The following is a 21,315-nucleotide window of genomic DNA, read 5'->3' on the forward strand; positions in this document are numbered from 1 at the left end:
ATCTATAATTCTCCTGTCCAATGGAGGTGTTCCGATGAAACGCTCGATTTTCGTCTGTCTGGTTTGCTGTGCGGTTTTGTCGGGCTGTTCGTCGGTATCGGTTCGGCGGGATTACGATTCTTCCGTCGATTTTTCCGCGCTCAAGACCGTTGCCTGGCAGCATGCCGGGCAACCGCTAACGGGAAACCCGCGGATCGACAACGATTTGATCGATGACCGCATCCGGGCGGCCGTGGCCCGCGAGCTCGCCAAGAAGGGGTTCGTTTGGGTCGATCAGGCCGAGGCCGACTTTCTGGTTGCCTATTTCCTGGCGTACAAGCAACGCGGCGGATTTAGCTCCATCAGTTTCGGGGTCGGCGGGGGCAGCTACGGCCGCTATGGAGGCGCGGGCTACAACCCCCGCGTGTCCGATCCCGAAGAAGGGGTCTTGACCATCGACATCCTCAACCCCGCCACCAACAAGAACTATTGGCGCGGTGTGGGCCGTCGCAATTCCTTCGAAGGCAACACCCCCAAAAAGACCACCAAAATCGTTAATTCCGCCGTCGCCGATATCCTGGCGATATTCCCGCCGAAAGAGTAGAGCGCCGCCCCGATTACCGTTTGCGGTTGTCGGAAATGTGCTGGAGCATCTGTTCGCCGCGGGCTTTGTCGATCTGCGCCAGGGCGTTGGCCTCGCGCTCGGCATCGGACCACTTCCGGAGTTTGAAGTAGGAATAGCAGAGCATGTAGCGTGCGTCGGCATACTGCGGGTCGAGCTGGAGTGCGCCGCGGTAGGCATTGGCCGCCTCGTTGTATTGGCCGAGCTTGAAATAGGCGTAGCCCATGTTGTAGTGGGCATCCTTCTGGTTGGGCGCGGCCTGGATCGACTGCTCGAACGACCGGATGGCCGCATTGAAATTTTCGGCGGTCAGCAGTTTGATCCCGTCGGCATAATGGCGCCGGGCCGCCACCGGATCCGATCCGGAAGGCGTCGCTGCGCGCGGCGCGCTCAAGCGGGCAATGGCCTGGCTTGCCGCGTCGACATGGCTCCCGTTTTCGCCGGCCTGGCCGAGATAGTGGTTGTACCAGCGCACCGCCTCGTTCTTGTCGCCCAGCGTTTGCTCGTAGATGACCGCGAGGTTGAAGGCCGCCGGGGCATAGTCCGGGTAGGCCGACAACACGGACTCGAGCTGCTTGATCGCGTTGCCGGAGTTGCGTTGCAGTTCCGTCAATGCGAGCGCGGTCCGGCCTGCGGCGCTCTGCGGATTCACCTTGACCGAAGCCGTGATCGCACGCGAAGCGCCGGTCCAATCCTGCTTCTGGGCCGCAATCAGGCCCATCATGGCCAGCGCGGTATGGTTGAGCGGGTCTTTGCCGAGCACGTTGTTGAGGGCCATTTCGGCGTCGTCGAACCGCTGTGCGTGGAAGAGGGCGATGCCCAGGTTCAGGTTGGCGGACGTAATGGTGTCGGCCAAAACGCACGATTCGTTGAAGGCGTCGGCGGCATCCTCGACCTTGCCGAGATCCCAGAGGATCAGGCCCAGCTGGTTCCAGGCGGCCGACTTGTTCTCGTTGCCGGACGTTTTTTTGATCGCCTTTTCCAGCAGGGTCTGGGCCTTGACCAGTTCGCCCGATTTCCAGGCCGCCATTGCTTTGCCGTATTCCTTCTCGCCCGATTTTTCGCCACAGCCAATAAATACCAGCAGCAGGACTGCGAGGCCGCCTGCCGTTCCTAAAACGTTCTTGTTTTTCATTGTTCCGATAATCCCTTGACCCACACTTGTCGCGTGCGCGGTCCGTCAAATTCGCAAAAATAGATACTCTGCCATGTGCCGAGTTGCGGCCGGCCGCCGGAAACGATCACCTGCGCCGACGATCCCATCATGCTCGCCTTCACATGGGCCGCGGTATTGCCCTCGAAATGCCGGTAGCCACCGCTCCATGGAACGACCCGGTCGAGGACCAGCTCCATGTCGGCCGTAACGTCCGGGTCCGCATTCTCGTTAATCGTAATCCCCGCCGTCGTATGCGGGATGAAGATGGTTGCAACGCCCTCCGTAAGCCCCATCTCGGCAATGGCTTCCGCAATCTGGCGGTCCATCTTGATAAAATCCGTTCGGGAGCTCGTCTGTAGGCTGAATTTCTTCATGGGCCAGTACCATATCCGAACCCCGGATATTTTGAAGCGGAAAGTTCCCCCCCGGCGGGAAAAATCGGGGCGGAGGGTTGGATTGCTTGCATCCGGGCTTCCATTCGGAGCGCCGGGCGGGTTTAATCGCGGCTCCTAAATAAGGATTTACCGACTTGGATATTCTTTCAGACCATATTTTATCGTTGGCCATCATGGTTTTCCTGCTGTTCTCCTCGGCGTTTTTTTCCGGAACGGAAACGGCCCTTTTTTCATTGAGCCGCGAACAGGTGAAGGATCTGCGGGCGCACGGGCACCGGGTGGAGCGGCTGCTGGCTTTGCTGACCGAAAACCCGTCGGGCCTGTTGATTGCCATCCTCTTCGGCAATCTGGTGGTGAACATCCTTTTCTTTTGCATGAGCTCCGTTTTTGCGCTGGATGTCGCCGCGCGTTATGGCGACTGGTGGCAGGCCGTCGTGGGCTTCGTCGTGCTCGGCGTGGTGATTCTGGCCGGGGAAATCGTTCCCAAGGCGATCGGGATCACGTTTCCCCGCAAGGTCGTAAGGGTGGGGTCCGCCCCCTTGTTGGGCTGGTTCCATTTTCTGGGGCCGGTGCGGCTGGTCCTGGAGCTAATCACCAAGCAGATGGAGCCCGCCGAGGCGCACGACGAAAAGCTCGATGCCGACGAACTCAAAATGCTCATCGACGCCACCCGGCACGATCCGACGTTCGGCCTGCAGGAAAAGGCGATTGTCGAGGATATCGTCAATTTGCCCGAGATCCGGGTGCGGGAACTGATGGTGCCGCGCGTCCAGCAGATGTTCCGCCGGGCCGATGCCCCGGCGGGCGAGGCGCTGGCCGAAGCCGCGATGCAGGAAATCGAGTTGATCCCCATCTACGAGGGGGACGAGGACAACATTGTCGGGGTGGTCGATGTCCGGGATCTGTTCGTGAACGACGATCCCAATCGGGCGCTGGCCTTTTTTGCCAATCCGGTCTCTTTTGTGCCGGAGGCCAAGCGCGCCGACGAAATGTTGCGCGAGTTCCTGTCGGGCGGCCACCGCATGGTCTGCGTGGTCGATGAATACGGCGGGCTTGCCGGAACCGTGGTGCTCGAGGATCTGCTGGAAGAGGTCGTCGGCGAATTCCATGTCTTGGATGTTCCCGCCATCGAACAGCTCGGCGAATCGAAGTACCGGTTGCCCGGCAACCTTGGAATCCGCGAGTGGCGCAGTCTGTTCGTCGGGTTTTTGCCCGACGAAGCCACGCGCGACCTGGCGCTCGATACGCTGAGCGGACTGGTGGTTTCCCTGCTCAAGCGGATGCCTTCGCCGGGCGATGTCGCCAAGCTGGGCAACCTGCGCTTTACGGTCGAGCAGGTCCGCTCGCGCCGGATCGAATCCGTCGTGCTCGACCTTTCGACCAACGGAGAGGGAGGCGCCGCATGACCACCCTTTTCATCATTCTCGCCGGGTTCCTCTTTTCCGCCCTTTTTTCGGGGGTCGAAACCGGAAGCTACATGATCAACCGCATCCGCCTGCGCCAGCGCGAGCGCGAGCGCAACCCGTCGGCCCTGCTGCTCTCCAAGCTGCTGCGGAACCCCCATATCTTCATTTTCACGGTCTTGATCGGCAACAACATCGCGGTCTTCCTGCTTTCCAAGGAAGTGACCGATGCCTACCTCGCCGGGGGAATGGCGTCGGGCGGCCGCCTGTTCGGTTTCATTCCGTGGAACGCCGAAACCGCCGCGACCCTGACGCTGATGTTCCCGCTCTTCCTGTTTGCCGAGGTCGGTCCGAAAAACCTCTTCCGCAAAAAGGCCGATTCGCTGATGTATCGCCTTTCCGGGTTGCTTCGGGCCCTCGTTTGGCTCTTCTATCCCTTCACCTGGCCGCTGAAGGAACTCTTCCGCATCCTGACGCACGGGCTCGAAAAGGATCCCGGCCGCGATCTCCACCGCCTCTCCTCCGACGCATTGCGCGAATATTTTTCCACGAGCGAGAAAGAGGGGGTCATCTCGTCGGATCAAAGCCGTATGGTGGACAATGTGACCTCGATGCACGAAGTCCCCGTCAGCATGATGATGATCCCGTTCAAGAAAGTGCCGACGTTGCCCGGCCACGCCACGGTTGCGGACTTCAAGCAGCTCGTTTCGGGCCGCGATACCAGCCAAGCCATTCTGATGGACAAGCATTCCGCCATCGGTTTGGTTTCGCTGTTCACCGTGGTCAACCGCAAGCTCGGGGACGGGGATCGGCTGCGGCCCTTCGCCGAGGACGTGCTGAAATTGCAGGAAAACCGCAATCTGAAGTCGGTGTTCTACCGCTTGCGCCGCAACCACCACCACTGTGCCGTCGTCGTCGATGCGCACGGCCATCCCGTCGGCTTCGTCCAGCTCGAAGACATCGCCCGCTACATCGCCATGAAATAGCGCCGCCGATTCCGGCCGGTCGGAGCCGAGGGGCTCCGTGTCCGGGCGAAGCAGCCTTTTATGGTTGGGCAAGGTCTTCGAGCGGGAGCCATTCGAGGACGCGCTGGATGGAGCGGTCCCAGTAGTCCCATTTGTGGGCGGCCACGGCCTCTTCGTAGGTGAGGTGCAGTCCCTTTTCGGTGGCGAGGTCGCGGAAGGTGACGGAATCCCGATACAGGAAGTCTTCGGTGCCGCAACAGACGTAGAACGCGGTGTCGGGGACGGTGTCGAGCTTCCGCAACTGGCCGATGAGGTCGTTGGCTGACCCGGAAATGAGTTCCATCGAACCGAATGCGGCCCGGAAGGTGCGGAGCCGGCACTCGTCCCATTCGTCGTGAACGTGCGCGGCCAGGTCGAGCGCGCCGGAGAGCGAGGCGGCGGCGGCGTATTGTCCCGGGCGGCCCAGCGCCAGCTTGATCGCGCCGTATCCGCCCATCGAGATGCCCGCAATGAAGGTGCGCTTCGGATCCTCCGAGAACTTGAACCAACGCCGGACCAGCATCGGCAGCTCGTCGGCGAAGAAGGTCCAGTAGTCGGAGCCGTGCTTCATGTCGGAGTAAAAACTCTTGTAGGCGTCCGGCATGACGATGGCCAGGTTGTAGCGGTTGGCGTAGCGCTCGATCGCCGTGCGGCGGCACCAGATGGTGTTGTCGTCCGAAAGCCCATGCAGCAGATAGAGCACCGCGGGCGGTTCCTGCCAGGCGGCGGGATGCTCCGGCACAATGATGTTGGCGCCGAGCGAAAGCCCGAGCACCTGCGAGTCGAAATTCATTTCCAGCAAGGCCATGCGCGCTCCTATAGCAATTTTCCGCCCTCTTCGGTTTGTCGGATGGCCACGAGGGTGTCGCCGAGGTTGAGCCGGGTTTGCGGGCCGGGATCGAAGGCGGTGGTGCCGTCGCGGTGCTTCACGGCGATGACCATGGAACCGAGCGTCTGCCGGACGCGGGCCTCGGAAAGCGTTTTGCCGAGCATGTCGTTCCCTTCGTCGACGGTATGCTCGAAAACCTGCAGGGCGATGCTCTTGTCGTTCGTGACCAATTCGATGAGGTCGACCACCGACGGGCGCGTCAGCAGCTGGGCAATCTGGTTCGCGCCGGTCGAGATGGGCGAAACCACGCGGTGCGCCCCCGCCTTGCGGAACTTGCGGGAGTTGTCGGGGTCGTGTACGCGGGCAATGATGCGCAGCTTTTTGCTGAGCCCGCTCGCGGTCAGCGTCAGAAACAGGTTTTCCGCATCGGTGTCGAGCGCGGCGACCAGCGAGTCGGCCTGGCCGATCTGGGCGGCTTCGAGGGGCTCCTCTTCGGTGGCGTCGCCCAGGATGTGGGGGATTTCCAGCTCCGCCATGCGCTTGGCCTGTTCCGCGTTTTCCTCGATCACCACAAACGGCATGTGGGCGGCCTGCAGTTCGGCCACGACCTGCATCCCGGTACGGCCATAGCCGCAAATAATGGCGTGGTTTTTCATCTGGCTGATTTTTTTCATCATCGATCTTCTCCCAAAAACGTTGCCGATGCTGCGTTGGAACATGAATTCGGCGATGCGCGCCAGGCAGTAGACCATCACGGCAACCCCCCCGACGCACAGAAAGGTCGTGAAAATTTTTCCGGCGTCCGAGGGCGGATGGACTTCGTTTAGGCCGACCGTGGTGACGGTGATGACGGTCATGTAGAAACTGTCGATCCAGTTCCACCCCTCGATGAAACGGTAGCCGGCCGTGCCAATGAATAGCACGATCCCCACAGCCGTCAGTCCTCTGCGCAAACCCTCGACCAGCTGTCCGTTGATTCCTTTGTACGACATGCCCGCCATTAAAACGGATTGAATCGGCTCTTTCCAAACCTAAATCTTTTTTAGTAGCTTGATTTCGAGGTTTTATGCATCCGATTACCAGAAAGCTTTTTCTCTTCAACACGGTCCTACTTGCGGGGTGCGGAAGCACGAAGCCCGTTGAGGCAAAGTCGCCCACCGGGACGGTTTCGCTCAGCTATATCGCGCGGCTCTACACCATGAAGATGTCCATGTCGGGCAAGAATTGCGTGTTGAAAAACAAGTACAACACCATCGAAATCGAGACCAACAGCCGCCGCGCATGGATCAACGGCATCATGGTCTGGTTGCATCATCCCTGCCGCCTGTCCGGCAAGGAGTGGGCCATTCGCGAGGCGGATTTCAAGAAGGGCATCGACTGCATCATGCGCTCCTATGCCTATCTCGAGAAGCGCACGCCCAAGGTGGTGGTGCTCGATCCCGGCCACGGCGGCAGCGACCCCGGCGCAACCGGGCCCCGGACGAACATCCGCGAAAAGCAGGTGGTGCTCGACATTGCCCTGCGCGTCAAGGCCCAGCTCGAGGCCAAACGCATCCAGGTGCGCCTGACGCGTTCGACCGACATCATCCCCTCGCTCCAGCAGCGAACCGACTATGCCGCCAGCGTGGGCGCCGACCTTTTCGTGAGCATCCATGCCGATGGCGCCGGCGATTCCAGTGCCCACGGGGTGGAAACCTTCATCATGACGGTCGAGGGAGCCGATTCGAGCAACCACTACGGCCAGCCCGGCGACACGTTCGCCATGAAAAACAACTCCTTCGATGCCGCCAATGCGGTGCTGGGCTTCAATCTGCAGGGCAACCTCGTCAAGGCCACCAAGCGCAACGACCGCGGCCTGCGCCGGGCCCGCTATTCCGTTCTGAAGAATGCCCCGTGCCCGGCGGCGCTGGTGGAATGCGGCTTCCTGACCAATCCCGAAGAAGAGGCGTTGCTCAACACGGCCAATTACCGCGAGGCCTGCGCCCGCGGCATCGCCAGCGGCGTTCTGGCCTATTTCACCCTCGCCCGCCGCAGCCGGAAATAGGGATTTCTCCCGATTATGGCTTGCAACCCTACGCTGATTGAGTAGCGTGCTCCCTTGTTCGCTAGGGGAGACGGCGGTGCTGTCTGAGATTCCAACCCTTGGAACCTGTGCGGGTCATGCCGCGAAGGGAAGCGAAGCTGTTCCTTCGGCTTTCGCCTCGAAAGCAGTTATCTGTTTTGGTCAACGGTTAATTGGTTTTCCCTTCCGGGTTTTTGAACCAACAACGAATAACTGATAACGGATAACTGAATTATGAGTGGTTACGGCAAATATTTTCCCCGGTCTGAAAAAACGTACGTGGAAGGATCGCGCCCGGATATCCGGGTTCCCTTCCGCACGATCAAGCTGCACGGCGACAACGAGGATCTGCCCGTCTACGACGTCAGCGGTCCCTACACCGACTCCTCCTACGAGCCCGACCTGAAGCAGGGCCTGCCCGCCATTCGCGAAAACTGGATCGCCGAGCGCGGCGATGTCGAGGTGCATGCTTCCGGCGTCGATATTCTTTCCAACTCGGAAAAGGCCTTCAAAGGCCTGCGGCGCCAACCGCTCCGCGCCAAGCCGGGGCAGTCCGTTACCCAGATGTCCTATGCCCAAAAGGGCATCGTCACCCCCGAAATGGAATTCGTGGCCATCCGCGAAATGGTCGAGCCCGAATTCGTCCGCGCCGAAGTCGCCGCCGGGCGCGCCGTGATTCCGCTGAACATCAACCACCCCGAAGCCGAACCGATGATCATCGGCCGGAAGTTCCGCACCAAAATCAACGCCAACATCGGCAATTCCGCGCTGGGTTCCTCCATCGAAGAGGAAGTCGAAAAGATGCAGTGGGCCACGCTGTGGGGCGCCGATACCGTGATGGACCTCTCCACCGGGGCCGACATCCACGACACCCGCGAATGGATTGTCCGCAACGCGCCGACGCCCATCGGAACGGTGCCGCTCTACCAGGCCCTCAAGAAGATCGACGACAACGCCGACGGCCTCTGCTGGGAACTCTACCGCGACACGCTCATCGAACAGGCCGAGCAGGGGATCGACTATTTCACCATCCACGCCGGCGTCCTGAAGAAAGATATTCCCGCGGCCAAGGTGCGCAAGCTCGGCATCGTCAGCCGCGGCGGATCCATCATGGCCAAGTGGATGGTCGACAACGACCAGGAAAACTTCCTCTACACCCACTTCCGCGAAATCTGCGAAATCATGCGCGCCTACGACATCACCTTCTCGCTGGGCGACGGCATGCGCCCCGGCTGCATCGCCGATGCCAACGACGAAGCCCAGTTTTCCGAGCTCAAGACCCTCGGCGAGCTGACCAAGATTGCCTGGGAATACGGCTGCCAGGTCATGATCGAAGGCCCCGGACACGTGCCGCTCGACAAGATCAAGGCCAACATGGACAAGCAACTCGAAGATTGTTTCGAAGCGCCGTTCTACACCCTCGGACCGCTGGTCACCGACATTGCGGCGGGCTACGACCACATCACCTCCGCCATCGGCGGCGCGGTGATCGGCTGGCACGGCACGGCCATGCTCTGCTACGTGACGCCCAAGGAGCACCTCGGCCTGCCGAACCGCGACGATGTGAAGGAGGGCGTGATCGTCCACAAAATCGCCGCCCACGCCGCCGACCTCGCCAAGGGCGTTTCCGGCGCGATGGACCGCGACGAAGCGATGCGCAAGGCCCGCGGCGAATTCCGCTGGGTCGACCAGTTCAATCTCACCTTCGATCCGCTGCGGGCGAAGGAATACCGTTTGGCCTCGCTTCCGCCCGAAGAGCGCGACAAGACCGACCAGCACTACTGCTCCATGTGCGGCGAGCAATATTGCTCCATGCGCATCTCCGCCGAGATCAGAAACTCCTGATCCGGCCTTGGAAGGCGCTCCCCGCCGGAGCCGCGTGGCTCCGGATCTTATCCGTGGAAAGGAAGGCGTAGTGATGGTTTCCAAAATCGATATCGAGCAAGCGTACGAAAACGTCAAAGGCAATGTCATCGAGACGCCGTTGCGGCGGGCGCAGGTGTTTTCCGATCTGGCCGGGTGCGACATGTTGCTCAAAATGGAGACCCAGCAGATGAGCGGCGCGTTCAAGGAACGCGGCGCCCTCAACCGGCTGCTGCAGCTTTCGGAAGAGGAAAAGAAGCGCGGCATCATCGCCGCGAGCGCGGGGAACCACGCCCAGGGCGTGGCCTACCACGCGCACCGGATGGGGATTCGGGCGGTGATCGTCATGCCCGAGTCCACCCCGTTGGTCAAGGTGACCGGCGTCCAGTTCTGGGGGGCGGAAGTGATTCTGCACGGCACCTCCTACGACGACGCCTATGCCCTTTCCCGCGAGCTCGAACACCGGCAGGGCTTGGTCTACGTCCATCCCTTCGCCGATCCCTGGGTTATCGCCGGGCAGGGGACCATCGCCATCGAAGTGCTCGATCATGAGCTTGGCGCCGACCTCGATGCCATCGTTGTTCCCATCGGCGGCGGCGGACTGATTGCCGGCATCGGCGCCTATGTCAAGCGCGTCCGCCCCGACGTGAAGGTGATCGGGGTCGAGGTGGAAGGGTTCGCCTGCATGAAGGATTCCCTCGCCGCCGGCGCGGTGCAAACGCTCGTCGGAACCAATACGATTGCCGACGGAATTGCGGTCAAGCGGGTGAGCGAGAACACGTTTGCGCTGTGCCGCGGCTATGTCGATGAGATCGTGACGGTCACCGACGATGAGATTTCCAATGCCATCCTGATGCTGCTCGAATACGAAAAGGTCGTCGTCGAGGGCGCGGGCGCGGTGGCCGTTGCGGCGCTGCTGAACAAAAAAATCGGCGGCGTGGCGGGCAAGAAGGTCGTCTCCGTCGTTTCGGGCGGCAATATCGACATCACCATGCTTTCGCGCATCATCGATCGGGGCCTCGAGTTCGGCGGACGCATTGCGCAGTTTTCCACGCCGCTGAAAGATTCGCCCGGCGCGCTTGAAAAGGTGCTCGGCATCATTCGGAAAGCCGGGGCAAACATTCTCGAGGTTTATCAGCACCGCTACTCGAAAGACGTCCCCGTCGGCGAGGTCAACGTTTCCTTCACCATCGAAACCAGAAACCGGCAGCACATCGCCGAGATCGAGTCGCAGCTGCGGGTTGCCGGCTACGAAGTCTTCCGGTCCCACTGGAAGCCTTCCGAGGATTGAGCCGCGCGGCGGCCCTGCCGTCGGTTGCATGTTCCCCCAGCCAGCTTCCGGGGCCTCCTTCTTTCCAAAACCGCCGCGGCCATCGGCTTGCAGGCCCACACTTGCGCAAGTGTGGGCGGCGGCCCCGGAGCCGGAACGGGCGGGATGGATTGGGGCGGGGTCTCTTTTTTGTTCGCCGGCGTTGACAATCCGGGGGGAAATAGCCTTTTATCCGCAAATTCGGATATATGGATAATGGGTGAGATTCTTGACATTTTCAAAGCGCTGGCCGATGAGGGCCGCTTGCGGATTCTGCGGTCGGTCGACCAAGCGGAACTTTCGGTGGCGGAGCTGGTGCAGGCGCTGGAAATGCCGCAGTCGACCGTTAGCCGCCACCTGAAGCCGATGCGCGAGGCGGGGCTGGTCTCGTCGCGACGCGACGGCACATCGGTTTTCTACAACCGCGGCGAGCTGTTCCGCGATGCGGCGTTTGCGCAGATCCTCAATGAACGGCTGAAGGATATTCCGGTGGCCAACCGCGATGAGGCGGCCGTTGAGCGGGTGTTGGATATCCGGCGCAAGAAGAGCCGCGAGTTTTTCGATCAAATTGCCGGGCGCTATGGTTCGCTCACCGAGCCGGGCGGGGGCTGGCAGGCGCTGGCCGCCGGGCTGGCCGCCGGGTTCGAGGGGCAGATGGTTGCCGATCTCGGTTGCGGCGAAGGGGCCTTGGCGCTTTTGCTCGCGCGCTTTGCGGCCAAGGTCGTCGCGGTCGACCAATCGGGCAAAATGCTCAAGCTGGTGGCCGAAAAGGCGGCCGAGAGCGGCCTGTCGGATCGGTTGGAGCTGCGGGTCGGAATCCTGGAGGAACTGCGGTTCGCCGAACCGGAGTTCGATGCGGTTTTTTTGAGCCAGGCGCTGCACCACACCTCGAGTCCGGAGCAGGTGGTTCGATCCGCCGCCGGCGGCTTGAAGACCGGCGGCAAGCTGGTGATTCTCGATCTCGTCCGGCACGAACACGAGTGGGCGCGCGAGGAGTGGGCCGACCAGTGGCTCGGTTTCGATCCGATCGAGATTCGCGAGTGGCTGCACGGTGCGGGCATTGACCCCAGCGTGATCGATTCGCTTCCCGGGGCCACGCCCGACCTTTCCGTATTGATCGTTGTCGGGAGCAAAATTTAAAAAAGAAGTTCGCGAGGCCGGCGGGATGAACCATCGCTTCCTTTGCGACCAACGTGCTGAAAATTAACCACACAGGAGTACTTGCCATGGCGGGTAAAAAGAAGACGGCGAAAAAAGCCGCGAAGAAACGGGAATTGGATTGCGTTATTGCGGATATCAAGCTGGCGGAATTCGGCCGCAAGGAGATGGGGCTGGCGGAATATGAAATGCCGGGGCTGATGGCGCTGCGCGAAAAGTACGGCAAGGAGAAGCCGCTCAAGGGCGCGCGCATTACCGGATCGCTCCACATGACGATCCAGACCGCCATGCTGATCGAAACCCTGCAGGAACTCGGCGCGAAAGTGCGCTGGGCAAGCTGCAACATCTTTTCCACCCAGGACCACGCCGCCGCGGCGATTGCCAAAACGGGCACGCCGGTCTTTGCCGTCAAGGGCGAGACGCTGGAGGAATATTGGGAATACACCGACCGTATTCTCGACTGGGGCGATGGCCTCGGCCCGAACGTGATCCTCGACGACGGCGGCGACGCCACCATGTTCGTGCAGGTGGGCTTCAAGGCCGAGCAGGATCCGTCCATTCTCGACAAGAAACCCGGCAGCGCGGAAGAAGCCGTTTTCTACGCGCAGCTGAAAAAGGCGCTGAAGAAGGATCCGAACCGTTTCTCGCGCATCGCCAAGGATATCCTCGGCGTTTCCGAAGAAACCACCACGGGCGTGCATCGTCTCTATCAGCTGGCCGCAAAGGGCGAGCTCCTTTTCCCGGCCTTCAACGTCAACGATTCGGTCACCAAGTCGAAGTTCGACAACCTCTACGGCTGCCGCCACTCGCTGGTCGACTCCATCATGCGCGCCACCGACGTAATGCTTTCCGGCAAGGTGGCGGTCGTTGCGGGCTACGGCGATGTCGGCAAGGGCTGCGCCCAGTCGCTGGTTGGGCAGGGCGCCCGCGTTGTCGTGACCGAAATCGACCCGATCTGCGCGCTTCAGGCCGCGATGGAAGGGTATGAAGTCATGACCATGGACCGGGCCGTACAGATCGGCGATCTCTTCGTGACCACCACGGGCAACTGCGACGTGATCACCGAAAAACACATGAAGCAGATGAAGGACATGGCGATCGTCTGCAACATCGGCCACTTCGATTCCGAGATCCAGGTCGAGAAAATGAAGAAATACCAGTGGACCAACATCAAGCCGCAGGTCGACAAGATCACCATGCCGAAGGGCAACAGCATCATCCTGCTGGCCGAAGGCCGTCTGGTGAACCTCGGTTGCGCAACGGGTCATCCGAGCTTCGTGATGTCCAACAGCTTCACCAACCAGGTGCTGGCCCAGATGGAGCTCTACTGCAACCCCGGCAAGTATCCGATCGGCGTCTACACGCTGCCGAAGATCCTCGACGAGGAGGTCGCCCGCCTGCATCTCGAAAAGATCGGCGTCAAGCTCGATACGCTGACCGCCAAGCAGGCGAACTATCTCGGCATCCCGAAGACCGGTCCGTTCAAGCCCGATCACTACCGCTACTAGGTTGGGCGCGGGAGTAGACGCTCCCCAATAAAGCGAAAGGCAGGCCTGTTTGCCTGCCTTTCGTCGGGGCGGGGGCGGCGTCGCCCGCGGCGCCGTTTTGCGGAGTCATTTTGGTTTTGTTGGGCATGGATTTCCGTATGATGCCCCGATGCTTTGGATTGTATATAATTTGTTGTTCCCGGTGGTGTTTCTATTCATGCTGCCGAAGTTCCTGACGCGGATGGTTCGCCGCGGGGGCTATTGGGAGCATTTCGAGCAACGCGTCGGCCATTTCGGTACGCAGACCAAGGCGCGACTGCGCGAAAAAAGGCGGATCTGGGTGCATGCGGTCAGCGTCGGCGAAATCTACGTGGCGCTCCGTTTCATCAAGGCCTATCGCGCACGCCATCCGGACGCGTATTTTGCGCTGAGTACGACCACGTCGACGGCGCATGCCATCGGGCGCAAGGAGATCGACGAACGCGACGTTCTGTTTTATTTCCCGGTCGATCTGCCGGCCGTCATAAAAAAGGTGCTAGGCATCGTGAATCCCGAACGGATCGTGTTGGTCGAGGGCGAGTTTTGGCCCAACCTGATCCGGTTGGCCGACAACCGGGGTATTCCGGTTTCGCTGGTGAACGGGCGGATGTCGGAGCGGTCCTACAAGGGCTACCGCAAGCTCAAATCGCTCACGGCCGATGTGCTTCGCCGGATCGATCCGATCTGCGTGCAGGGCGATCTCGATGCGGAGCGCATGATCGGGATCGGTGCGCCGAAAGAGCATGTCCACCGCATGGGAACGGTCAAGTTCGACGTTGCCCAGCGCGACCCCGCAGGCGAACAAGTGGCGCAGGGCGTGATGCAAAAGATCCGGGTTCCGGCCGATGCGGTGGTGCTGCTGGGCGGTTCGACCTGGCCCGGCGAAGAGCAGACGCTTTGCGAAATCTACAAGCGGTTGCGCGCGGCCAATCCCAACCTGTTCCTTATCGTCGTGCCGCGCCATGTCGAGCGCCGCGACGAGGTGGAGGCTTGTTTCGAGGAGCAGGGACTTTCCTTCGTGCGCAGGAGCGAGGCGGCGGCGTTTGACGGTGCCAAAGCCCCCGATCTCCTTTTCGTCGATACCACGGGCGAGCTGCGGAACTTCTACTCCGTTGCCGACCTCATTTTCGTGGGCAAGAGCCTGCACGAGCACGGCGGGCAGAACCCGATCGAGCCCGCCCTCTACGGCAAGGCGGTCGTGGTGGGCCCCAATATGGAAAACTTCCCGGCGGTCATGCCCGAGTTCCTCCAGGCCGGCGCAATCCGGCAGGTTCCGGACGCGGCGGCCCTGGAGGAGGCGATCGGGCAACTGCTGGAACATCCGGCGGAACGGGCCGAGCTCGGCCGCCGCGCCGGCGGCGTGGTTGCCGGCAATCTGGGCGTCATCGAGCGAACCGTCGAGCTTTTGGGTGGGGAATAGTTGGACGCGCCGGGGGGATTGAGTTAATTTTTGCGATCTTTTAACAAAGCAGGAAGTTATGCCAAATACCGACATCTACAAACAGCGCGAACCGTTGCCTTTTGGCAACAAGCCTCCCGAAAAAAAACGCCGGCGCCGCAGCGCTTCGAAGCGGGCGTTCGACGACCATTCCCGCAAGCGCCGCAGCAAGAACTCCGGTCTGCGCCGCCTCCTGCACCTTTGGCGGAAATCGAGCAATGAAAAAGCGATCTGGATCAGCATTGGCATTGTCTTTGTTGCAATGCTGATCATCGTCGCCATATGGCAGTTCGTCATTCTCGAGCATATGGTCCGCATCGAAGAACAGAAGATCGAGGGGGCGGGCGCACGCGCGGGCATCCCGGCCCAGACCGATGCTGCCGCCCCCGCGCAATAGGTTCGCACCACGCTTTGCCCCGTTTTTCGGGGCTTTTTGTTTTTAATCTTTGGGCTCGCGGCACGGCGGATGAATTAGTACAAAAACAGTCGGAGATCGGGATGGAAACGAAAACGAAGACGATCGGGATTTTGACCTCGGGCGGAGACTGCCCGGGGCTGAATGCGGCGATACGCGGCGTGGCCAAGGCCGCGCAGGGGCAGGGTACCAAGGTGATCGGTATTTTGGACGGGTTTCGCGGGTTGGTGGAAAACCGGATGATGATGCTCGAAGACAAGCATGTTTCCGGCATCCTGACCACCGGCGGCACCTTTCTGGGGTCGAGCCGCGACAAGCCGCACAAGATGCCGATGGGGGGAACCGAGATGGATATGACCGAGGTCGCCATCGCCAACGCCCGCAAAAACCACATCGACTGTCTCGTCTGCCTTGGGGGCAACGGAACGCAGAAGAACGCCATGCGCCTGCACGAAGCGGGGCTGGATGTGCTCACGCTGCCCAAGACCATCGATAACGACGTGGCCGGCACCGATATCACCTTCGGGTTCGACTCCTCGATGGCGATTGCAACCGAGGCGATCGACCGCCTGCATACGACGGCCAGCAGCCACCACCGGGCGATCGTCTGCGAAATCATGGGCCACAAGGCCGGCTGGCTGGCGCTGGGCGCGGGCATTGCGGGCGGGGCGGACGTGATCCTGCTGCCTGAAATCCCGTACGATCTCGAACATGTGGTGGCGCATCTGGTGGAGCGGCGCCATCACAACAAACGGTTTTCCATCATTGCCGTAGCCGAGGGCGCGGTCCCTAAAAACGACAAGAATCGGGCGGAGCGAGCGCAACCGCAGGAGGAAGTCGAAGGGTTGATCCAGGAACCGGTGGCCAGCCGCGTTGCGCGGGAAATCCAGCAGGCGGCGGGGATCGAAGTCCGCTACACCTCGTTGGGGCATGTCCAGCGCGGCGGATCGCCGACGGCGACCGATCGTCTGCTTTCTACCCGGCTTGGAACCAAGGCGGGCGAGCTGCTGCACGACGGCGTTTACAATGTGATGGTGGGGATCAACGGGAACGACTGCGTGGCCGTCCCGCTCGCGGAGGTGGCCGGGCATACCAAGGTGGTGCCGCCGAACCATCCTTGGCTCAAAACCGCCGCCTTGGTGGATACCTGCCTCGGCGATAAGATCGAATTCAAGGAATGATGGGTTGCGGCGGGGTGGGATGCTTGCCGCCTCCGGGCCGCAACTCGGATCCAGCCACCGCGATTCCGGAATTCCCTTACTTGGAGGACAAATCCATGGGATGCAAAAAAGACAAACCGAAGAAGAGCAATGCCGACGGCAAGTTCGAATGTTCAAAGTGCGGAGCCGTGGTCAAGAAAAAGGACAAGGTCTGCAAACCCAAAAAAATTAAAAGCTGATTTCACCTATCGGATCATCGGCCTTTTTTTCGACGAAAATTACCGACGGAAGCCGATTCGCTACAACCGTGTAGCGATTGGGCCGGGCCAATAGGACCGATCCATTATCCTTTTGTTTTGTTTTTGAAGCGGTCTTGGTTTTATATACGCCGCTTTTCAAGGAGTTCCCATGCAAACGATCGAAGAGAAAATCCAAGAATTGAAGCGCAAGCGCGGGGCGATCATTATCGCCCACAACTACCAGCCGGACGAGGTTCAGGCCATTGCCGACTTTACCGGCGACTCGCTGGAGCTGAGCCGCAAGGCCGCCGAGCTCGAAGAGGACGTGATCGTCTTCTGCGGCGTCCACTTCATGGCCGAGACCGCCGCCATCCTGAGCCCTGAAAAGACCATCCTGCTGCCCGATCAATTCGCCGGGTGCCCGATGGCGGATATGATTACCGCCGAACAACTTCGCGCCAAGAAGGCCGAGCATCCCGGTGCCGTGGTGATCTGCTATGTCAACAGCTCCGCCGCCGTGAAGGCCGAGTGCGATCTCTGCTGCACGTCGTCCAATGCCATGGCGATCGTGGCGTCGGTTCCGGCGGACAAAGAGATCATTTTCGTGCCGGATACGCACCTGGGGCACTATGTCCAGAAGGAGCTCGGTCGCGAGATGATTATCTGGGACGGCTACTGCCCGACCCACTCGCGCATCCGCGATGTCGATATCATGCGGGAAAAGCAAGACCACCCGAACGCCAAGGTGATGGCGCACCCCGAGTGCCCGCTGCCGATCCGCGACTTGGCAGACTACCTGCTATCCACCGGCCAGATGTGTACGCACGCCAGAGAATCGGACGAAAAGGAGTTTATCGTCGCAACGGAGATGGGAATCCTCTACCGCCTGCGGAACGAGAACCCCGACAAGAAATTCTATGCCGTCAGCGAGCGCGCCCTCTGCCCGAATATGAAAAAGATCGATTTGGAAAAAATACTCTGGGCGCTCGAAGACCTGCAGTACCGGATCACCGTTCCCGAGGAAACGGCCAACAAGGCGCGCCGATCCATCGAGGCGATGTTGGAGTTAAGCTAAATTTGTGAACAGAAGGCCGCAACGGCCATTAAAATCGACCCGCTTGGCGAACTTTGCGTTCTTGAGCGAAGCGGGTGTTAAAAGGATTAGGCAGGAAAACGTATGTGGGAATACACGGATAAGGTTAACGATCACTTCAGGAATCCGCGCAATGTCGGTGCGGTGGAAAACCCCGACGGCGACGGACTGGCCGGATCGCTCGCCTGCGGCGACGCCCTGCGGTTGACGTTCAAGCTCGACGGCGAAAAGAAGATTTGCGAAGCCAAGTTCCAGACCTTCGGTTGCGCCAGCGCCATTGCTTCGTCTTCGGCCCTCACCGAAATGCTGATCGGCAAGACGATCGAAGAGGCCGAGGAAATCACGAACAAGGAGATCATCGAATATCTCGGCGATCTGCCGAAGCAGAAGGTCCACTGTTCCGTGATGGGCCGCGAGGCGCTCGAGGCCGCCATCTACAACTACCGCACGGGCAAGACGCTCGACCGCAAGCTCGACGGCGAGGTGATCTGCCACTGTTTCGGCGCCACCGACAAGGAGATCGAGAAAGCGGTCCGTGAACACCAGCTTACGAGCGCCGAGGAAGTCACCGATGCCATCAAGGCCGGCGGCGGGTGCGGCCAGTGCATCCCCGAGATCGAGGCGATCATCGGCAAGGTGATCGGCGAGGAAAAAACGAAGACCGAAAGCAAGCCGAAGCTGACCCAGCTCCAGAAGATCAAGCTGATCGAAGAAACCATCGATCGCCAGGTGCGCCCGATTCTGCGGCGCGATGGCGGCGACCTCGAACTGCACGACGTGGACGGCGACCACGTCCTCGTTAAGTTTGTCGGAGCCTGCGTCAGCTGCCCGGTCTCGTCCGTCACCCTCAAGGACGTCGTCGAAAGCCAACTGCGCGAAGCCATCTCGGAAGACATCGTGGTGGAAGCGGTTTAGACTCTTTTCGACAAAATGATGATGGACAAAATGATTTTCCTCCGTCCGCATAGAATCATTTTGTCCTAAATCATTTTGTCAATTGATCTGCAAAGGATAGGAAATGAATAAATCGGTTTACGTAGATAACAATGCCACCACCGCCGTTGCGCCTGAAGTGACGGAGGCGATGCTTCCGTATTTTACCGAGCACTGGGGCAATCCCTCCAGCATGCACGCGTTCGGCGGCAATGTGAAAAAGGCGCTCGACGAAGCGCGCGAGAAGGTCGCGGCCTTGATCGGGGCCGAGCATCCCAACGAAATCATTTTTACCAGCTGCGGCTCGGAGTCCGACAACATGGCGATCCGCGGCGCGGTCGATGCCATGGGCGGCCATCCGCATATCATCACCACCCGCGTCGAGCACGCCGCCGTCCTCGGCCCGTGCCACTATCTGGAAGACAAGGGCTTCCGCCTTTCGACCTTGGAGGTTGACGCCAAGGGCAGCCTCGACCTGAACCAGGTGCTGGAGCTGTCGATGTCCGGCAAGAAAACGGTTGCCTCGATCATGTGGGCCAACAACGAGACGGGCGTTATCTTCCCGATCCCGGCCATTGGCAGCATCGTCAAGCAGGGCGGGGGCGTGTTCCATACCGACGCCGTGCAGATTGCCGGCAAGCTGCCGATTTCGGTCAAGGATGCGCCAGTCGATCTGCTCTCCATTTCCGGCCACAAACTGCATGCGCCCAAGGGCATCGGCGCGCTCTACGCCCGCCGCGGCACGAAGGTCACGCCCCATATCATGGGCGGGCACCAGGAACGTGGACGTCGCGCCGGAACCGAAAACGTGCCCTACATCGTCGGCCTCGGAAAGGCCTGCGAAATGGCGATGGAAAACATGCAAAAAGATGCGCTGCACGAGCGCAAGCTGCGCGACCGCCTCGAAGCCGGGATCCTGGCCTCCTGCAAGGGCGCGCACGTCAACGGCGGCGGGGCGGAGCGCCTGCCGAACACGACCAACATCAGTTTCGAATATGTCGAAGGCGAAGCCATTCTGCTGATGCTCGACGACGTCGGCATCTGCGCCTCCACCGGCTCGGCTTGCGCGTCCGGCTCGCTGGAGCCTTCGCACGTGTTGCGCGCAATGGATGTGCCGCGTTCGATGTTGCACGGTTCGATCCGCTTCAGTTTCAGCCGCTACAACACCGATGAGGACGTCGACTACGTCCTCGAAAAGCTCCCGCCGATCATCAAGCGCCTGCGCGAGCTTTCGCCCTTCGCGAACGACTAACCGCTGCTGAGGGATTTAGCAGAAGAGCGCAACGCGCGCGAAGGATGGTTGATCGGGCCACCTTTGCGCGCTTCTGTTTAAGACCTACCCCTTTTTCCGGTGATCGATCACGCGCTGGGCCTTGCCGACGAATCGTTCGAGCGAGTTGGGCGAGACCAGTTCGATGTTCATCCGCAGGCCCGTGATGCCTTGGATGGCGCGGTCGATCTTGTCCTTGAGCTCCTGCATCTCCTTGACGCTGGGGCTGAAGCGGTCCTCGGTCATCTCGACCTTGACGGTTGCAACGTCCTTGCGGTCGGGGCGGTCGACTTCGATCCGGTAGTGCGGGGCGGTGCCCTCGACGCGCAGGAGCGCCTGCTCGATCTGCGAGGGATAGACGTTGACGCCCTTGATGATCAGCATGTCGTCCGAGCGCCCGGTAACGCGGCTCATGCGCACCGAGGTGCGGCCGCAGGCGCAGGGCTCGGGATTGAGCGAGGCGATGTCGCGCGTGCGGTAGCGGATGATCGGCATGGCTTCCTTGCACAACGAGGTGAAGACCAGTTCGCCCTCTTCGCCGGGCGCAACCGGCTCGAGCGTTTCGGGGTTGATGCACTCGACCATAAAGGCGTCCTCGGAAATATGCATGCCGTCGCGCACGGCGCACTCGCCGCTGACGCCCGGGCCGATGACTTCGCTGAGGCCATAGTTGTTGAAGCAGAGGATGCCGAGTTCGTCTTCGATGCGCGTGCGCATATCCTCGGTCCACGGCTCGCCGCCGAAGTGGGCGTATTTCAGGTTGAGCGCGTTGCGCGGAATGTCGTTCTGGATGATGAACTCGGAAATGTTCAGCGCATAGCTCGGCGTGCAGACGAGGGCGTCCACCTGCATGTCCAACATCAGCATGATCTGTTTCGGCGTGTTGCCCGCCGCCGCCGGAATGACGGAAGCTCCGACGCGCTCGACGCCGTAGTGCAACCCGAAGCCGCCCGTGAAAAGGCCGTAGCCGAAGGCGATCTGCACGCTGTGTTCCGGCAGCAGTCCGCCGCCCGTCAGGAAGCGTGCGCACAGATTCGCCCAGGTGTTCAGGTCGTTTCGGGTGTAGGCCACCATCGTCGGCTTGCCCGTGGTGCCGGACGAGCCGTGGTAGCGCGCCACGTCCGCGCGATCGACCGCCAGCATGCCCAGTGGATATTCCTCGCGCAGGTCGGCCTTGGTCGTGAAGGGCAGGCGCTGGAGGTCGTCCACCGATTTGATCTGGCCCGGCGAAATGCCCGCTTCGGCAAACTTTCGCTGATAGAACGGTATACGTTGTACCCGCTCCACCGTCTCCGCCAGCTTCGCGCCTTGCAGCGCCGCCAGCTCGCCGCGCGGCAATGTCTCGGCCTGGTCCCAGATCCGGTTTTCGACAACAAACGTGCTCATGTTAAACTTCCGATTTTTTCAACAGAAGACCGCAAAGGCCGCAAAGGAAGTCTTCCGCTGGATGGCTTCGCGTTC

20 protein-coding genes and 1 riboswitch are annotated in these 21,315 nt (G+C 60.8%); of the genes, 15 read left to right on the top strand and 5 right to left on the bottom strand.

Annotated features, from left to right (window positions below; translation table 11 throughout):
• The first annotated feature begins 34 nt into the window (after positions 1–34).
• Positions 35–583 carry a DUF4136 domain-containing protein gene (locus tag ABYO54_RS00085; protein ID WP_372805687.1) on the top strand — a complete coding sequence of 183 codons (549 nt, stop codon included), beginning with the start codon at positions 35–37 and terminating at the stop codon, positions 581–583.
• Between the two features lie 13 nt (positions 584–596).
• On the opposite strand, the gene ABYO54_RS00090 is transcribed toward ABYO54_RS00085, so the two are convergent.
• Both ABYO54_RS00090 and ABYO54_RS00095 read right to left on the bottom strand, forming a co-directional pair.
• The gene (locus tag ABYO54_RS00090) at positions 597–1,736 is read right to left on the bottom strand and encodes a tetratricopeptide repeat protein (RefSeq protein ID WP_372805689.1); all 1,140 of its coding nucleotides are present in this window, start codon (positions 1,734–1,736) and stop codon (positions 597–599) included.
• A complete protein-coding gene (locus ABYO54_RS00095; protein ID WP_372805690.1) occupies positions 1,733–2,131 on the bottom strand; it encodes a secondary thiamine-phosphate synthase enzyme YjbQ in 399 nt (132 codons plus the stop codon). Before ABYO54_RS00095 ends, ABYO54_RS00090 begins: the two co-directional genes overlap by 4 nt.
• Positions 2,132–2,286: 155 nt before the next feature.
• Here ABYO54_RS00095 and ABYO54_RS00100 point away from each other — a divergent pair, with 155 nt between their 5' ends.
• Together ABYO54_RS00100 and ABYO54_RS00105 are read left to right on the top strand one after the other, a co-directional pair.
• Entirely contained in the window at positions 2,287–3,558 is a 1,272-nt protein-coding gene (locus tag ABYO54_RS00100; protein WP_372805692.1) for a hemolysin family protein, read from the top strand.
• A complete protein-coding gene (locus ABYO54_RS00105; protein WP_372805694.1) occupies positions 3,555–4,541 on the top strand; it encodes a CNNM domain-containing protein in 987 nt (328 codons plus the stop codon). Before ABYO54_RS00100 ends, ABYO54_RS00105 begins: the two co-directional genes overlap by 4 nt.
• Before the next feature lie 58 nt (positions 4,542–4,599).
• Here the strand turns inward: ABYO54_RS00105 and ABYO54_RS00110 are convergent, their stop codons facing one another.
• Both ABYO54_RS00110 and ABYO54_RS00115 read right to left on the bottom strand, forming a co-directional pair.
• Entirely contained in the window at positions 4,600–5,367 is a 768-nt protein-coding gene (locus ABYO54_RS00110; RefSeq protein WP_372805696.1) for an alpha/beta hydrolase, read from the bottom strand.
• Positions 5,368–5,375: 8 nt separating this feature from the next.
• Complete coding sequence (locus tag ABYO54_RS00115) at positions 5,376–6,380, bottom strand: TrkA family potassium uptake protein (RefSeq protein WP_372805698.1); 1,005 nt, start codon at positions 6,378–6,380, stop codon at positions 5,376–5,378.
• 74 nt (positions 6,381–6,454) lie between these two features.
• Between ABYO54_RS00115 and ABYO54_RS00120 the strand changes: the two genes are divergently transcribed.
• From ABYO54_RS00120 to nifS, 12 genes are all read left to right on the top strand, one after another.
• On the top strand, positions 6,455–7,432 hold the full coding sequence (locus ABYO54_RS00120) for an N-acetylmuramoyl-L-alanine amidase (protein ID WP_372805700.1): 978 nt from the start codon (positions 6,455–6,457) through the stop codon (positions 7,430–7,432).
• A gap of 53 nt (positions 7,433–7,485) precedes the next feature.
• Positions 7,486–7,579: riboswitch (TPP riboswitch) on the top strand.
• A gap of 105 nt (positions 7,580–7,684) precedes the next feature.
• The gene (gene thiC, locus ABYO54_RS00125) at positions 7,685–9,295 is read left to right on the top strand and encodes a phosphomethylpyrimidine synthase ThiC (RefSeq protein ID WP_372805701.1); all 1,611 of its coding nucleotides are present in this window, start codon (positions 7,685–7,687) and stop codon (positions 9,293–9,295) included.
• Positions 9,296–9,368: 73 nt separating this feature from the next.
• The gene (ilvA, locus tag ABYO54_RS00130; RefSeq protein WP_372805735.1) at positions 9,369–10,604 is read left to right on the top strand and encodes a threonine ammonia-lyase; all 1,236 of its coding nucleotides are present in this window, start codon (positions 9,369–9,371) and stop codon (positions 10,602–10,604) included.
• 234 nt (positions 10,605–10,838) lie between these two features.
• The gene (locus ABYO54_RS00135) at positions 10,839–11,762 is read left to right on the top strand and encodes an ArsR/SmtB family transcription factor (protein WP_372805703.1); all 924 of its coding nucleotides are present in this window, start codon (positions 10,839–10,841) and stop codon (positions 11,760–11,762) included.
• Between the two features lie 86 nt (positions 11,763–11,848).
• Positions 11,849–13,288, top strand: a complete 1,440-nt coding sequence (ahcY, locus tag ABYO54_RS00140) for an adenosylhomocysteinase (protein ID WP_372805705.1) — start codon at positions 11,849–11,851, stop codon at positions 13,286–13,288.
• A 148-nt stretch (positions 13,289–13,436) separates the two neighbouring features.
• The gene (locus ABYO54_RS00145) at positions 13,437–14,726 is read left to right on the top strand and encodes a 3-deoxy-D-manno-octulosonic acid transferase (RefSeq protein ID WP_372805707.1); all 1,290 of its coding nucleotides are present in this window, start codon (positions 13,437–13,439) and stop codon (positions 14,724–14,726) included.
• Positions 14,727–14,784: 58 nt separating this feature from the next.
• A complete protein-coding gene (locus tag ABYO54_RS00150; protein WP_372805708.1) occupies positions 14,785–15,141 on the top strand; it encodes a hypothetical protein in 357 nt (118 codons plus the stop codon).
• Between the two features lie 101 nt (positions 15,142–15,242).
• Entirely contained in the window at positions 15,243–16,340 is a 1,098-nt protein-coding gene (locus ABYO54_RS00155) for a 6-phosphofructokinase (protein WP_372805710.1), read from the top strand.
• 95 nt (positions 16,341–16,435) lie between these two features.
• Complete coding sequence (locus tag ABYO54_RS00160) at positions 16,436–16,558, top strand: hypothetical protein (protein WP_372805712.1); 123 nt, start codon at positions 16,436–16,438, stop codon at positions 16,556–16,558.
• A 169-nt stretch (positions 16,559–16,727) separates the two neighbouring features.
• On the top strand, positions 16,728–17,633 hold the full coding sequence (nadA, locus tag ABYO54_RS00165; protein ID WP_372805714.1) for a quinolinate synthase NadA: 906 nt from the start codon (positions 16,728–16,730) through the stop codon (positions 17,631–17,633).
• Between the two features lie 102 nt (positions 17,634–17,735).
• A complete protein-coding gene (gene nifU / locus ABYO54_RS00170; RefSeq protein WP_372805716.1) occupies positions 17,736–18,566 on the top strand; it encodes a Fe-S cluster assembly protein NifU in 831 nt (276 codons plus the stop codon).
• Positions 18,567–18,669: 103 nt separating this feature from the next.
• Positions 18,670–19,836: a cysteine desulfurase NifS gene (gene nifS / locus ABYO54_RS00175; RefSeq protein WP_372805718.1), complete on the top strand. Its 1,167-nt coding sequence runs from the start codon at positions 18,670–18,672 to the stop codon at positions 19,834–19,836.
• 84 nt (positions 19,837–19,920) lie between these two features.
• On the opposite strand, the gene ABYO54_RS00180 is transcribed toward nifS, so the two are convergent.
• Entirely contained in the window at positions 19,921–21,240 is a 1,320-nt protein-coding gene (locus tag ABYO54_RS00180; protein WP_372805720.1) for a phenylacetate--CoA ligase family protein, read from the bottom strand.
• Positions 21,241–21,315 lie beyond the last annotated feature (75 nt).

The organism is Pontiella sp., assembly GCF_041622395.1.
Lineage (GTDB): Bacteria > Verrucomicrobiota > Kiritimatiellia > Kiritimatiellales > Pontiellaceae > Pontiella.